The 13,834-nt window shown below is 58.5% G+C and carries 15 protein-coding genes; 8 read left to right on the top strand and 7 right to left on the bottom strand.

The window, feature by feature from the left end:
- Positions 1-260 precede the first annotated feature (260 nt).
- Positions 261-473 (bottom strand): transcription antiterminator/RNA stability regulator CspE, encoded by a 213-nt coding sequence (gene cspE, locus ACJ8J5_RS02610; RefSeq protein ID WP_004935122.1) that lies wholly within the window; start codon positions 471-473, stop codon positions 261-263.
- A gap of 375 nt (positions 474-848) precedes the next feature.
- Here cspE and ACJ8J5_RS02605 point away from each other — a divergent pair, with 375 nt between their 5' ends.
- The 3 genes from ACJ8J5_RS02605 to ACJ8J5_RS02595 all read left to right on the top strand — a co-directional run bounded on the left by ACJ8J5_RS02605 (position 849) and on the right by ACJ8J5_RS02595 (position 3,107).
- Positions 849-1,226, top strand: a complete 378-nt coding sequence (locus ACJ8J5_RS02605; RefSeq protein WP_025303352.1) for a hypothetical protein — start codon at positions 849-851, stop codon at positions 1,224-1,226.
- A 510-nt stretch (positions 1,227-1,736) separates the two neighbouring features.
- The gene (locus ACJ8J5_RS02600) at positions 1,737-1,946 is read left to right on the top strand and encodes a hypothetical protein (protein ID WP_004935132.1); all 210 of its coding nucleotides are present in this window, start codon (positions 1,737-1,739) and stop codon (positions 1,944-1,946) included.
- Between the two features lie 153 nt (positions 1,947-2,099).
- Positions 2,100-3,107, top strand: a complete 1,008-nt coding sequence (locus ACJ8J5_RS02595) for an NAD(P)H-quinone oxidoreductase (RefSeq protein WP_043140545.1) — start codon at positions 2,100-2,102, stop codon at positions 3,105-3,107.
- Positions 3,108-3,151: 44 nt separating this feature from the next.
- Here the strand turns inward: ACJ8J5_RS02595 and ACJ8J5_RS02590 are convergent, their stop codons facing one another.
- A complete protein-coding gene (locus ACJ8J5_RS02590; protein WP_414104396.1) occupies positions 3,152-4,204 on the bottom strand; it encodes an SDR family oxidoreductase in 1,053 nt (350 codons plus the stop codon).
- A gap of 110 nt (positions 4,205-4,314) precedes the next feature.
- Between ACJ8J5_RS02590 and ACJ8J5_RS02585 the strand changes: the two genes are divergently transcribed.
- Complete coding sequence (locus tag ACJ8J5_RS02585; RefSeq protein WP_173889924.1) at positions 4,315-5,247, top strand: LysR family transcriptional regulator; 933 nt, start codon at positions 4,315-4,317, stop codon at positions 5,245-5,247.
- Positions 5,248-5,250: 3 nt separating this feature from the next.
- On the opposite strand, the gene ACJ8J5_RS02580 is transcribed toward ACJ8J5_RS02585, so the two are convergent.
- From ACJ8J5_RS02580 to ACJ8J5_RS02570, 3 genes are all read right to left on the bottom strand, one after another.
- Positions 5,251-5,640: a YidB family protein gene (locus tag ACJ8J5_RS02580; protein WP_025303356.1), complete on the bottom strand. Its 390-nt coding sequence runs from the start codon at positions 5,638-5,640 to the stop codon at positions 5,251-5,253.
- A 95-nt stretch (positions 5,641-5,735) separates the two neighbouring features.
- Positions 5,736-5,984 carry a GlsB/YeaQ/YmgE family stress response membrane protein gene (locus ACJ8J5_RS02575; protein ID WP_004935146.1) on the bottom strand — a complete coding sequence of 83 codons (249 nt, stop codon included), beginning with the start codon at positions 5,982-5,984 and terminating at the stop codon, positions 5,736-5,738.
- A 14-nt stretch (positions 5,985-5,998) separates the two neighbouring features.
- On the bottom strand, positions 5,999-6,196 hold the full coding sequence (locus ACJ8J5_RS02570; RefSeq protein ID WP_025303357.1) for a glycine zipper domain-containing protein: 198 nt from the start codon (positions 6,194-6,196) through the stop codon (positions 5,999-6,001).
- Between the two features lie 628 nt (positions 6,197-6,824).
- Between ACJ8J5_RS02570 and ACJ8J5_RS02565 the strand changes: the two genes are divergently transcribed.
- Positions 6,825-7,745, top strand: a complete 921-nt coding sequence (locus ACJ8J5_RS02565; RefSeq protein WP_060447860.1) for a Kdo(2)-lipid IV(A) acyltransferase — start codon at positions 6,825-6,827, stop codon at positions 7,743-7,745.
- 176 nt (positions 7,746-7,921) lie between these two features.
- On the top strand, positions 7,922-8,341 hold the full coding sequence (yjdN, locus tag ACJ8J5_RS02560) for a VOC family metalloprotein YjdN (RefSeq protein WP_025303359.1): 420 nt from the start codon (positions 7,922-7,924) through the stop codon (positions 8,339-8,341).
- Positions 8,342-8,356: 15 nt separating this feature from the next.
- Here yjdN and ACJ8J5_RS02555 read toward each other — a convergent pair whose 3' ends face one another.
- Entirely contained in the window at positions 8,357-8,551 is a 195-nt protein-coding gene (locus tag ACJ8J5_RS02555; protein WP_043140533.1) for a hypothetical protein, read from the bottom strand.
- 160 nt (positions 8,552-8,711) lie between these two features.
- Between ACJ8J5_RS02555 and ACJ8J5_RS02550 the strand changes: the two genes are divergently transcribed.
- Both ACJ8J5_RS02550 and ACJ8J5_RS02545 read left to right on the top strand, forming a co-directional pair.
- Positions 8,712-10,265, top strand: coding sequence for a sensor domain-containing diguanylate cyclase (locus ACJ8J5_RS02550; protein WP_025303360.1), 1,554 nt, complete (start codon positions 8,712-8,714; stop codon positions 10,263-10,265).
- 479 nt (positions 10,266-10,744) lie between these two features.
- A complete protein-coding gene (locus tag ACJ8J5_RS02545; RefSeq protein ID WP_025303361.1) occupies positions 10,745-11,638 on the top strand; it encodes a Kdo hydroxylase family protein in 894 nt (297 codons plus the stop codon).
- Between the two features lie 43 nt (positions 11,639-11,681).
- Here ACJ8J5_RS02545 and paaZ read toward each other — a convergent pair whose 3' ends face one another.
- Entirely contained in the window at positions 11,682-13,748 is a 2,067-nt protein-coding gene (paaZ, locus tag ACJ8J5_RS02540) for a phenylacetic acid degradation bifunctional protein PaaZ (RefSeq protein ID WP_049295901.1), read from the bottom strand.
- Positions 13,749-13,834 lie beyond the last annotated feature (86 nt).

Below are 13,834 nucleotides of genomic sequence, written 5' to 3'. Positions count from 1 at the left end.
ACACCACTCCAGCCCTGCCGGCCTCTGCTATCAGCGTAGCAGCCGCCTGGATTTTCACTTTCTTAACGGTTTGGCCGCAGAATCTTAAGCCGGTCTCGCGTAGCCTGTCTTCAGGCGTTTCCCCCCCAGAGAAGCGCTCGCAAATGAAGTAACAAGGAACTTTTGCCCGCAGACTTGCGGGCTTTTTTTACGCGCTGCCAAATTGCAGGCATAAAAAAACCCGCCGCAGCGGGTTCTTTTCAATCAGCGGTAGACGCCAATTAGATAGCGGTAACGTTAGCCGCAGATGGACCTTTCGCACCGTTCTCGATAGAGAACTGTACGTTCTGGCCTTCAGCCAGGGTCTTGAAGCCTTGATCCTGGATAGCAGAGAAGTGTACGAATACGTCTTTGCTGCCGTCTGCTGGGGTGATGAAACCAAAACCTTTAGCTTCGTTGAACCACTTCACTTGACCTTTGATCATGTTGGACATGTCTAATTTCCTTCAATAATAATGTTAGCCGCCATGGGCGAGATAGCCGGTCATCAGTTACTTATGGAGGCACTGGAAAGGAAATTCGTCAGAGAAGGGCTATCCGGGATAACGCTTTAAATTTGAACTACTTTACTCAAAATGTCGTGCATAAATAGGTCTGTACCACAGGCCGACATCATTAACTCATGAGCGAGCGGCAATAGCAACCTTTTTCGCCGTGATGGGGCGTGAATCTCGGCTAAACGCACAGGATTTGACCCTGTCGGTCGATAGAATCACCGCCTGGCCCCCCGTAACAGCCAAGGTAAATGATAGTAATTCTCGTTCTGCTGTTTTATAGTTGCCTACAGAAATCATTCAGGGAGATTCATCATGCCGAGATGGCTTACCTTACCAACTGCCAGTGCCGCCGCCCTGCTGGCCTTTGCCGCTTACAGCGCTCCGCAGAGTGCACTGGAGCTGAATTATCAAGCTCCAGAACCCAGTGTGACTCCCGCTCCCAAGCCGACAGCACCGTCAGGGCCAGCCCCTAAGGCGGCGAAACCGCCGATTACTTGGGCAGAGGCACGCGACAAGAACGGCTTTCGCGTCGATATCGAATGCGATCATCCGGGCTGCAGCAAACCGCGCACCAAACCTTATCCCGCGTATGAAGGCCCGGTGAAGAAAACCGATCGCCGCCGCCAATCCGATCCTTACTCCACCAACCAGGATCCCGATTACAACATCCAGTTGGGCTATGAGTGGTAGCGCCGCTTTCGGAGTAATACCTATATCAGCCGCCCTCGCCGCTGCATAGAATAGCGCCAGTTCACCACTCCTCCTGGTGTTGAACACAACAAGCTGTGTTGCAAATCTTTATGCGCCTCCCTATAGGCGCTTTTTTTTTGCTCCTCCCTCATGCCAGTTTCCCGATTACAGATTGCTCTCATTGCCCCGTAAAGTGATGAATGTCACAAATACGCCTCCTTGCCATTCTTATTCGGAGGTGATGTTCATGGCCACAGGATCCCTTGCCCTCTTGGCTGTCTTAGCCAGCATTGCGGGCTATTCGCTCTATAAGCATTTCAAATCTCAGAAAAAAAGCACATTCGTTCGCCCGCACGATCGGTAATCGATAACGCATTTTCACCGCGAAGGCGCGGCACGCCGCACGCCGCACCTTCGTGGACCGTCATGTTTTCATCACAAAATTGTCACACTATGGCCATATGATGATTCGCGATTATCCGCTCTGGCTTAACACCAAGGATTTCGCCCATGACCATAATTAAAGCTGCAAACCATCAGGAAGCAGAAAAGCTCATCCGCGCCGGCACAGCCAAGAAAATCGAACTGGCCTACGATATCGGCAGCGATGACTTCTTCCAGCTTGCCAGCCTGTGGTGCGATAAAGGCGCCAAGATCTCCAAAGGGAAAGAACATTTTATCGTCTCGTTGAAAGGCTTCCGCATCCCCCCTAACGATTGATATCCAGCCGCCCATCGCGGCGGCGTCCTCTCCTCCTCGCAAAACCGCTCTATTCGACCACGCGCACCTCCTTCGATTTCGCTAAGCTAACAGCAGACTTTATTGCGGGCGTTCAGCCTGATAACCACGTCCGCCACGATGAGGAGAGTGACCATGTCAACAAATGCAGCGCAGCCCGGCACGATGAAAGCGATTGAGATTAGCCAACCGGGCGCCCCCGAGGTTCTGGTTGTCACCGAACGCCCGGTACCCGAGCCACAGGCGGGCGAACTGCTGGTGAAAATCGCCGCCGCTGGCGTTAACCGCCCCGACGTGCTGCAGCGCCAGGGGAACTATGCGCCACCGCCCGGCGCCTCGGATATCCCCGGCCTGGAAATTGCCGGCGAAGTGGTGGCCATCGGTGAAGGCGTGACCCACTTCGCGCTCGGCGATCGGGTTTGCGCCCTTATCGCCGGGGGGGGCTATGCGGAATACTGCACCGTGCATGAAAGCAATGCGCTACCGGTACCGGCGGGTCTGAGCCTGACCGAGGCCGCCGCACTGCCGGAAACCTTCTTTACCGTCTGGGTCAACGTGTTCCAGCGCGGTCATCTCAAAGCCGGCGAAACCGTGTTGATCCATGGTGGCACCTCCGGTATCGGCACGGTCGCCACCATGCTGGCAAAAGCCTTCTGCGCCCAGGTGATCACCACCGTCGGATCCGAAGAGAAACGTCAGGCCAGCCTGGCGCTGGGCGCCGACGTGGCGATTAATTACCGCAGCGAAGACTTTGTCGCACGCACCAAAGACGCCACCAACGGCAAAGGCGCCGACGTCATCGTCGACCTGATCGCCGGCGATTATGTCGCCAAAAACTATCAGGCTGCGGCGATGGAAGGCCGCATCGTGCAAATCGGCACGCAAAACGGCGTGGTAAAAGAGCTCAATCTGATGCCGCTGCTGTTGAAACGCCTGACCCATACCGGGTCGACGCTGCGCTCGCGCAGCGTGGCGGACAAAGCACTGATTGCCGCCGAGCTGCGCGAGAAGGTTTGGCCGCTGCTGGAGCGCGGCGTGCTGAAACCGCAAATTTTTAAAACCTTCCCGCTTGAGCAGGCCGCCGCCGCGCATACGCTGATGGAGTCCAGCGAGCACATCGGCAAGATCATGCTGACGTTCTGAGGCCATTCCCCGCAGCCTGTGCTGCGGGGAAACCGATGCCACGCTCAGGGAATGATGCGGCGGCGGCGGAACTCATCGAACAGCGAGAAAAACATGGCTTCGGTTTCGACAAACTGATGGAAACCGAAACGCCGCGCCTTGCTGCCATCCGCGAACATGTCATAGTCCCAGGAAAAGACAAAGTCGGCGAAACGCCAGCCGGCCACCGCGCGATAGTCCGGTTCGGCCAGTTGGTGCCGTTGCACCAGCTCTCGCCACAGCGGCGCTTTGTCCGCCATCATGCTCTCCAGCGGCATCGGCAGCGGCGGCGCGCATTCCAGCCCGAAGTAAGCGGCGATTTTCGGCCACATCTCGCTCCAGCGAAACAGATCGCCGTTGTTGATATTAAACGCCTGATTGGCCGCCGCCGGCTCGGTCGCCGCCCAAAGCGTGGCGCGCGCCAACAGCCCGGCGTCGGTCATTTCCAGCAGACTGTGGTAAGCGCCTGGCTTACCGGGAAAGCGCAGCGGCAGCCCGAGCGCTTTACTGATTGAGGCATAAACCGCGATGCTCAACGCCAGGTTCATCGGATTGCCAAGAGAGAAGCCCCCCACCACGCTCGGACGAATGGCGCTCCAACGCCAGCGCTTGCCGGCCTGCCGCTGCGCCAGATACTGCTGCTGCGCCACGTTAAACTCCGGCGGCATATGCCCGGCGTCGCTTTCGCGCGCCGGCGTTTTAAACGGCCCCAAATGCGCGCCGTACACTTTGTAACCTTGCATTAGGCTGATATGCTCCAACGCCGGCGCGACCGGCTCCAGCCCCTCGACGACGTGTTGCAACATCTGCAGATTGGGCGCCACCAGCCCCGCCCAGTCCGGCGCATCCTGATAGGCGGCATAGAAAACGTGGCTAATCGCGCTCAGCGGCCGCAGCGCGTCCCGCGTCGCCGCCGCATCCAGCAGGTCAACCCGCAGGTGACGCACTCCAGACGCCGGTTCGCCCCCCCGGCGCGAGACGCCCACCACTTGCCAACCTTGATCAATCAGCTCCTCAATCAATCGGCGTCCAATCACGCCATTGGCGCCGATCACCAATGCCTGTCGCTTTGTATTCATCTTGCCACTCCTCAGGTTATCGATACCCTGAGTGTCATTGATTAGTGATACTTGCGGTAGAAGAGGATTTCCACTAACACTTATAAGAAAAATCTATAGGCAAGATCGACATGGATAAGCTGAACGCAATGAAAACCTTTATGCGGGTGGCGGAACTGGGCAGCCTGTCGGCCGCCGCTCGCGATCTGCGTTTGACGCAGCCGGCGGTCAGTCAGCAAATCGCCGGCCTGGAGCAGCGACTGGGGGCCCAGCTGCTGTTTCGCAGCACCCGGGCGGTCACGCTGACCGATGCCGGCAGCGGTTATTATCAGCGCCTCAAACCGATTCTGGCGGCGGTCGACGAAGCGGAAGACTCACTGCACGGCCAGCACCACCAGTTGCAGGGTAATCTGCGCATCCACGCCCCGACCGGGTTCGGGCAGTTGCACGTCACACCGCTGGCCATCGCTTTCCAGCAACGTCATCCGAACCTCGCCATCGAGCTGCTGCTGGACGATCGTCGCGCCGACGTGATCGGCGAAGGCATCGACGTGGCGCTGCGCTTCGGTGAACTCCATGCGCCCGGCATGGTGGCGAAACGTTTGGGCGAGCTGCAACGCCTGCTGGTGGCATCGCCGGCCTATCTGGACAAGCATGGCACGCCCCGTTCGCCGGCGGAGTTGGCGAAACATGCGCACATTCGTTATAGCGGTTTGAACGACGGCGATACGCTCACTCTGTTCGGGCCGCACGGCCCCGAGATGGTTGCTCTGCGGCCCACGTTCCGCGCCAACAATACGCTATCGCTGCTGGCCGCCATCGAGGCTGGAGTGGGTATCGGCGGCGCCCAACGGCCTTTAATCGCCGAGCAGCTGGCGACGGGGGCGCTGGTGCCCGTTTTGCCGGAATACCGCTACCCGCCCATGGCGCTGCACGCGGTCTATCCCGCCTTACGATTTATTCCGGAGAAAGTGCGCGCCTGGGTGGCGCATCTGCAGCAAGCGTTGACGGCGATCGAGGGAATTAGCGGAGTGAATGCTCCCGGCCAGATGCCGGGAGCCTAATCATTATTTGAACAGTTTGCCGACCATGTCGCCCAGTTCGTTGCTGTCTTGCTGCACTTCACCATTTGGCGAGGCGGCATCCGCGACCGTTGGCAAGAACTGTGCAATGGTGCTGGAGGCTTGTGCAGGATCGATGCCCAGCTTTTCAGCCAGTTGGTTGATCGCATCGCTACCCAACGCCTGCTGCACATGATCGCCGGTAATCTGCTGATTTTCGCCATTGCCGAGCCAGGAACCGACGATATCGCCGAACTGCCCCTGACGGAATTTGTCCAAAATGGCCTGTAGGCCGCCTTGTTGCTCAACCCACTGCATAATGGCGATGTAGTCGATGCCTTTACCGTTGGCGCCGCCACCCAGAATGTTACCCAATACGCTATCGAACAGACCCATGATATTCCCCTTTCAGCCGGTACGGCCCGCGCCGCACCGCCGGATTGATTTCACGAAAAAGGGCCGCCGCGGCGACCCTGTTGAGCAACGGCTGCTTAGCCTTTGATCTTCCTGTAGACAAAAAGCACCACCAGGGCACCGATTACCGCCACCACAAAGCTGCCCAGGTTAAAACCGTCAACGCGGCCCATACCGAAGAAGGTGCTGATATAGCCGCCGACGACGGCGCCCACGATCCCCAATATAACGGTCACAATAAAGCCGCCGCCGTCTTTGCCCGGCATAATCCACTTGGCCAGGATACCGGCGATTAAACCAAAAATGATCCAGGAAATGATGCCCATCTTTACTCTCCCTATTACCTTTTGCCTAACAGAAATCCTATTACCAGGCCCACGACGGCGCCGGCGCCTATCCCCGCCCAAGGGTTATCCTTAAGGCAGGCACATGATTGCTCGAGCGCCGCTTTTACACCGCTGCGCACTTCGCAGGCGGTGGCTTTCACGTAGTCGCTCGGTTGCTCAACACCGTTTAGTTCGTCATTTTCATATGACATGTCAAATCCTTACAGACCAATCCTCTGAGAATCTCGTCACATGTTTCGCGCCAGGCGCCGTCCGCTCCGCGATCTTGCTCTGGGCAACCTGCCCGCTGCCGCTCAATGCAGAGGCGTACGCCGACAAACGCACAACTTCACACTATGACTATAGTAAAAAATCAGCGGTTTACCCATTTCCGTCCGTCTGAATTTCACCGTACAAAAAACGATCTAACTTCATCCTACCGTCATCTCGAGAGGCTAAACTTTAAACAAATCCTCATGGAGGAAACATCCATGTTCAATGCCCCCTTTGTCCTGATTCTCGCGCTACTGTACGCACTGGCCGCCGTTTGGGACGGTTCCGTCGCGTTACTGTTTCATTAAGGTTACATAGCAGTTGTCACTTTTGCGATGCGCTTAATTGTGTCTTTATTTTTCAATTGCACCAGCCGGTTGAAATAGCGGAAAATATCTTCCCGTCCCTCGGTAAAAATCCTATCTCACTCCATTTTTCGCCTGCGCTTAAATAAAGTGAAAAAAAAGCATTAATGGAAAATCCTATTTAGCACGAAATGTTCTACTATTCGCCTTATAAAAATTTGGGTTAAGGTCCCATTGGGAAAGAAAAGGAATCATAGAAAAAATGCTTTCTAACCAACGCTTTGAGCGCAAATTCTTGCGCCCTCGTTATTGGTTGCTGTGGATAGGGCTGGGAATACTCTATCTCTTGGTGTTACTGCCCTACCCGCTCATTTATCGACTCGGACACGGCCTTGGCAGAATAGCCATGCGCCTGATGAAACGCCGGGTAAAAATAGCACGCCGCAATGTAGAACTCTGCTTCCCTGAGATGCTCGCCGCCGAGCGCGAGGCGCTGATTGTCAAAAATTTTGAGTCCGTCGGCATGGGCCTGTTCGAAGTCGGCATGGCCTGGTTCTGGCCTGACTGGCGCATCGCCCGTTGGTTTAAGGTGAGCGGCATGGAAAACATGCAGTTGGCGCGTCAGGACGGGAAAGGCGTGCTGCTGATCGGCCTGCATTTCCTCACTCTGGAGCTGGGTGCGCGCATCTTCGGCATGCAAAACCCCGGCATCGGCGTGCATCGCCCGCACAATAACAAACTGATGGAATGGGTGCAGACCCGCGGCCGGCTGCGCTCGAATAAATTCATGATCGATCGTAAAGATATCAAAGGCATGATCCGCAACCTGAAACAGGGTGAAATCCTGTGGTATGCGCCGGACCACGATTATGGCCCGCAAAGCAGCGTGTTTGTACCGTTCTTCGCCGTGGAAAACGCCGCCACGACGACCGGCACCTATATCCTGGCGCGCATGGGGCGGCCGTCGATCGTGCCATTCGTGCCGCGCCGCCTGCCGCATGCGCAGGGTTATGAGCTGATCGTACAGCCACCGCTGACCGACTTCCCGCTGGACGATGAAACGCGCGCGGCGGCCATGATGAACCGCGTGGTGGAAGAACAGGTGCTGCTGGCACCCGATCAATACATGTGGTTGCACCGCCGCTTTAAAACCCGCCCACCCGGCGAACCTTCGCTGTATTAACCGCCTTCGCGCCTTCGCCCGCCCTGCCGGCGGCGAAGGCGCTCACCTCGCACGAGCATTCTGCGTCAGGGGAACTACACTAATAAGTCACCGACGGCAATTATTGCCGCCAGCAACCATTTCTTCCTGCCCGAGGGCCGGTCGTTGCCTGTCGGGCCACAACCGAGGTCAATGTCATGCTGGTACAACCCTATTTGTTTTTCAGCGGTAACTGTGAGCAAGCGATTAACTTCTATGTACAGCAGTTGAATGCCAAAATTGAAATGGTCATGCGCTTCAAAGACATGCCCGAAGAAGCCCGCCAAGGCGGGCCGCAGGACGCCAATCCTGAAGCGATCATGCATGCGCGTCTGCTGATCGGCGACGGTGTACTGATGGCCTCCGATGGCTGCCCACAAGATGACAGCGGCGGCGCTTCTCACAAAGGCTTCTCGCTGTCGCTGAACCCCAGCGATGCGGAGCAAGGACGCAAACTGTTCGACAATCTGGCGCAGGGCGGCCAGGTGACGATGCCTTACCAAGCCACCTTCTGGGCCAAAGGCTTTGGTATGCTGACCGACAAATTCGGCGTCAACTGGATGATCAACGTCGAATAACCCGTCATGGCGCCGCTAGCTGTAGCGGTGCCAGTCATACGCCACCTTGGCGAACAGCACGAACAGCAGCGCCAACAGCGCCAATCCCAACCGCCAATAGGGCGACCGGCGCCGCCGCCAGGCGAAGAACATCATCACCGCCAGCCCCCCCAGCGTGAGGGGGTAATACACCGCCAGCGTCAGTAAAGCGATAATGATGTAATCCGACATGGCCCTTTTACTCCTTCGCGTTCACGCCGCCGCAAATGCGGGTTGCGATCGCCCTTTCGCCTTATCGCCTCGTTAAGGGCTAGAGGTCTGGCGCGTTTATGCATAAAATATAAGATTGCTCTTAACTCGAACTAAATAGTAATCAAACAACAAGGGTGACATGACTCAGCAGCAACCCATACAGGATGCCGTGCCGCCGCGCAGCGTTAAAAGCTCCCCATTATTATTTCAGGCCGGCGTGTTTGTCATCATCGTTGCCGCCACGCTGATCCTCTTTAACAGCTGGCAAATCTGGAACGCGCACCAGCGCGATCTGCGCAGCGCCGAGCATGAATCCGCCAACCTCGCCCGTTCGCTGGCGCAGCATGCCGACGATACTTTCATGCAGGTGGACGGCAATCTGCTCGATCTGACCGAACGTCTCCAGAACGACGGGCTGGGTCCATCGCAGCTGACGCGGCTGCAGCGCGTCATGCAGACGCAGGTCGGCAACCTGCCGCAGCTGCATGGGCTGTTTCTCTACGATGCGCGCGGCCGCTGGCTGGCGACCTCCTCGGGCAAATTCATCAAGAACGCCAACAACGCCGATCGCGATTACTTCAAATACCATCAAAACCGCGACGGCGGCGGCCTGTACATCGGCAAGGTGATCCGCAGCCGCACCACCGGCGATCTGATCATTCCCGTTTCGCGGCGCTTCAACCACCCGGATGGCAGCTTTGGCGGCGTGGTGCTGGCGACGCTGTACGTCGATTATTTCCGCCAGTTTTACGACAGCTTCGCCCTCAACACTGACGCCTCGCTGAACCTGCTGCTGGCGGACGGCACCATCCTTTACCGCCGCCCCTACTCGGCGGCGTCGATCGGTAAAAACATCGCCAAGGGCGTGCTGTTCAGCGAAATTTTGCCGCATTCGGAATTCGGCAACGCCACCATCACCTCGCTGTACGACAAAGTGGAGCGCATCTACGGCTATTCGCGGGTCAACCGCTTTCCGCTGGTGATCGCCGCCGGGCTGTCGAAACGCGACGCGCTGGCGGACTGGCGCACCGACGCCGGGCTGTTCGCCGCCGGTGGCCTCTCGCTCCTGATGATCCTGTTGGCGATGGGCATGGTGCTGCTGCGGCAAATCAAGCACAGCATGCAAACCGAAGCCGAGCTGATGCGCACCCGCGATCAGCTGACCAGCATCAACCAGATGCTCGAAGAACTGGCGCTGCTGGACGGCCTGACCGGGCTGGCCAACCGCCGCCAGTTTGATATCGCGCTGAAGAACGAGCTGGCGCGGGCTTCGCGCAACTACCGCAGCGTGGCGCTGCTGATGCTGGATATCGACTATTTCAAACAGTACAACGACAGCTATGGCCACGTCGCCGGGGACCAGTGCCTGCAGCAGATCGGCCAAACGCTCAAAGGGTTGGCGTGCCGCAGCAACGACGTTTTAGCGCGCTACGGCGGCGAAGAGATGGGGATTATCCTGCCGGATACCGACATTCAGGGCGCACTGATTTTCGCCGAACGCGTCATCCAGGCGGTACGCGATCTGAAGATCCCGCATCAGGGCAACCCGCACGGCATCGTCACCATCAGCATCGGCATCTGCGCCAAAGTGCCACATATGTATAACGATACGCCGATCAGCTTTATCAATGAGGCGGACAGCGCGCTGTATCAGGCCAAGAAAAAAGGCAAAAACTGCATTTACGGTGCTTAATCAATAATCGGGTCTCCAAATTTGGCGGCCCGATTTATTCCCGATAAGATGAAATAATTCCACTCCGCAACATTATTTCCCCGGTTTGCCCTGCTATTTGAATGAAATAACGCCAATAAATAAGCAGCATATTTATTTCCATTACAATTCAATAAGATAAAAAATACACCATTCCGCAGACAATTCGTGCCATTTTTGATTATTCGTGCCTACGCGCAGCCCCGTTTAGCCCTCGTTTACTTTTCATTGGTATTGCCGGTGATATCCTTATCGGGAATATTCTCTCTATCAGGAAGCCATCGCACGCTTCGGCGCACTGCGCCCTGCTGATACATCCATAATAGAACCCACAAATTTCACGTTGCAATTGAGCGGCCTGCTGACGCCGCTCCAGCCAGCCACTGCGCAAGCCAGTGCAGCCAATCACGCGGCAACCTGAAAGACGGGAATAAAGCGATATAGATTTGCGAGGAGATCTCATGCCTACTGGCGATATTATGCGTGAACAGGCCGTCCTGACGCTGCCGTTGCGACAATGGGCGGCAGCGGAAGCATCCAGCGCGGTCAGCGAACTGGAACAGGGCAAGGTACTGTTTCTGCCCGAGCTGGCCTTCACTCTGTCTGAACAGGAAATGCCACTGCTGGATCCGACGTTGGTCGATCCGAAGCGCAAAAACATCAGCTATCAGCCGCTGTCCGGCAAGCTGACCGGCGTCGCCGTCGCGGAACGCCGGCAGCAGGTTCAGCAACTGCTGGAGCGCTATTACCAGTCGTGCCGCCAGCTGATCGCCGGGCTGTTGCCCGAGTATCAGGAGGCGCTGCACCATCCGACCGGCAGCCTGCGTTTGCACCCGGTTTCCGCCTGGCGGGCGACCAGTTCCTGGCGCAAAGACGACAGCCGCCTGCACGTTGACGCTTTCCCGTCGCGCCCGAACTACGGCGAACGCATTCTGCGCATTTTTACCAACATCAACCCGCACGGCGAGCACCGCCAATGGCGTGTCGGTGAACCGTTCCCTGAGCTGGCGGCACGCTTTATGCCGCGCCTCGCACGCTACTCCGCCCTCAGCAGCTGGCTGCAGCATCAGGTGCGCATCACCAAGACCCGCCGCAGCCATTATGACCACCTGATGCTGCAGTTGCACGACGCCATGAAGGCCGACGGCGATTATCAGCAGCAGGGGCCGCAGCTGGCGCTGGCGTTTCCGCCGGGCAGCAGCTGGATTTGTTTCTCGGATCAAACGCCGCACGCCGCGATGGGCGGCCAGTTTATGCTGGAACAGACCTTCCTGTTGCCGGTGAACAAGATGCAGGATCCGCAGCGCTCGCCGCTGAAAGTGCTGGAACAGCTGCGCGGTCAGCCGCTGATCTGAATAGATTGCCGCCGCCGGGCCTGCCGGCGGCGGCAAACGCGTATTACGCCTCGAAGTCCCCCTGCTGGCGCGCCACCAGCGTCAGGATGCTGTACAGCGCCACCGGCTGCTGTTCCTGATTCAACACCTGCACATCCCACACCACCACGCCGTGCGGCCGATCCTCGGCGGTTTTTTGCGGCTTGCGGATTTTCTTCTTGCAGGTCAGCCGCACCTGAATGGTGTCGCCGATCTTCACCGGTTCGATAAAGCGCAGATTCTCCATGCCGTAGTTGGCGATCACCGGCCCGACGGCGGCATCGACAAACAGCCCGGCCGCGGCGGACACCACAAAGTAACCGTGCGCCACTCGCTCGCCGAACAGGGAATCGGCGGCGCCGATCTTGTCCATGTGCGCGTAGAAATGATCGCCGCTCAGGCAGGCGAAGTTGACGATATCCGCTTCGGTCACGGTGCGGCGCGCGGTCAACAGGCTGTCGCCCAGCTGCAGCTGCTCGAAGTATTTACGGAACGGATGTACCGGATGCTCGGCGACCGGCGCGCCGCGCACCCATTCACCGCCGATGGCCGCCAGCATCGCCGGGCTGCCCTGGATCGCCGTGCGCTGCATATAGTGCTTCACCGCACGCAGTCCGCCCAACTCTTCGCCACCGCCGGCGCGCCCCGGGCCGCCGTGCACCAACATCGGCAACGGCGAACCGTGGCCGGTGGACTCCGCCGCCGCCTGTTCATCCAAAATCAGCATGCGGCCGTGGGCGCAGGCCGCCGCGCGAATGAAGCGCTTGGCCAACGCCGGATCGGCGGTCACCAGCGATCCCGCCAGGCTGCCCTGCCCCAGCAACGCCAATGCGATCGCCTGCTCGGTATCCGCATACGGCATCAGCGTTGCCACCGGCCCAAAGGCCTCGGTGCCGTGCACCGCCTGATGGGTGAACGGATCGGCGCAATACAGCAGGGTCGGTGGATAAAACGCCCCACCGCGCGCGCCGTCGCCCAGGATCTCCAGCTTATCCAGCGCCGCGCCACAGAGCGGTTCGCAGCCGTTGCGCAGCAGGAACTCTACCTTGCTTTGCACATCCTCACGCTGCTCGTGGCTGACCAACGCCCCCATGCGCACCGGCTCCAGCTGCGGATCGCCCACCGTCACCCCCGCCAGGCGCTGCAACAAGGCCTGACGCACCGCCGTCACCTGCGCCGCCGGCACGATGATGCGGCGGATCGCAGTACATTTCTGCCCCGCCTTGGCGGTCATTTCACGGCACACTTCTTTGATGAACAGCGCAAACTCCGGCATCTCCGGCGTCACGTCCTCCGCCAGCACGCAGCAGTTGAGCGAATCCGCCTCCATGGTGAAGGCGATCGATTTTTCCAGCAGGCGCGGATGCGCACGCAGCCGCTGCCCGGTCTGCGCCGAGCCGGTGAAAGTCACCGCATCCTGATAATCCAGGTGCGCAAACATGTCGCCGACGCCGCCGCAAACCAACTGCAGCGCCCCTTCCGGCACCAGCCCACTGTCGACGATCAGCCTGACCATCGCCTGCGTCAGCTGCGCAGTAGCGGTGGCCGGCTTGATGATGGCCGGCATGCCCGCCAGCCAGGTCGGCGCCAGTTTTTCCAGCATGCCCCAGCACGGGAAGTTGAAGGCGTTGATGTGCAGCGCCACGCCAGGGCGCGAAGTGAGCACGTGGCGGGCGGCGAACTGCGCCTGTTTCGACAGCGGGATCAACTCGTCTTCCGGCCACAGCGTATCATCCGGCAGATCGCGGCCGGCCATGCCGGCATAGGCGAACAGCGTGGCGATGCCGCCTTCGATATCGACCCACCCGTCGCTGCGCGTCGCACCGGTTTGGTAGGAAATCTGATACAGCGCCTCTTTATGCGCCAGCAGGTGTTTCGCCACCGCTTTCAGCATCTGGGCGCGCTGCTGGAATGTCATGTTCGCCAGCGCCGGGCCGCCGTGGCTGCGGGCATAGCTCAGGCTCGCCGCTAACGGCAGGCCGTCGGAGCAGACCTGGTACAGCGCTTCGCCGGTCACGGCGTGACGGATCTCGCGGCCCTCTCCCTGCCCATACACCCAGGCGCCAGATAGATAACTGTGTAACTGCTGCATGTGCCCTCCAAAATTCATAAATTTTCACCCTACAGCTTAATTACGTATCACATAAATGCCAGTCAACGCCAAATCAAATTTTAACA

The organism is Serratia sp. CY43202 (assembly GCF_052168755.1).
Lineage (GTDB): Bacteria > Pseudomonadota > Gammaproteobacteria > Enterobacterales > Enterobacteriaceae > Serratia > Serratia bockelmannii.
The sequence above is the reverse complement of the archived record's forward strand: the minus strand, read 5'-3'. Positions and strand labels throughout refer to the sequence as shown.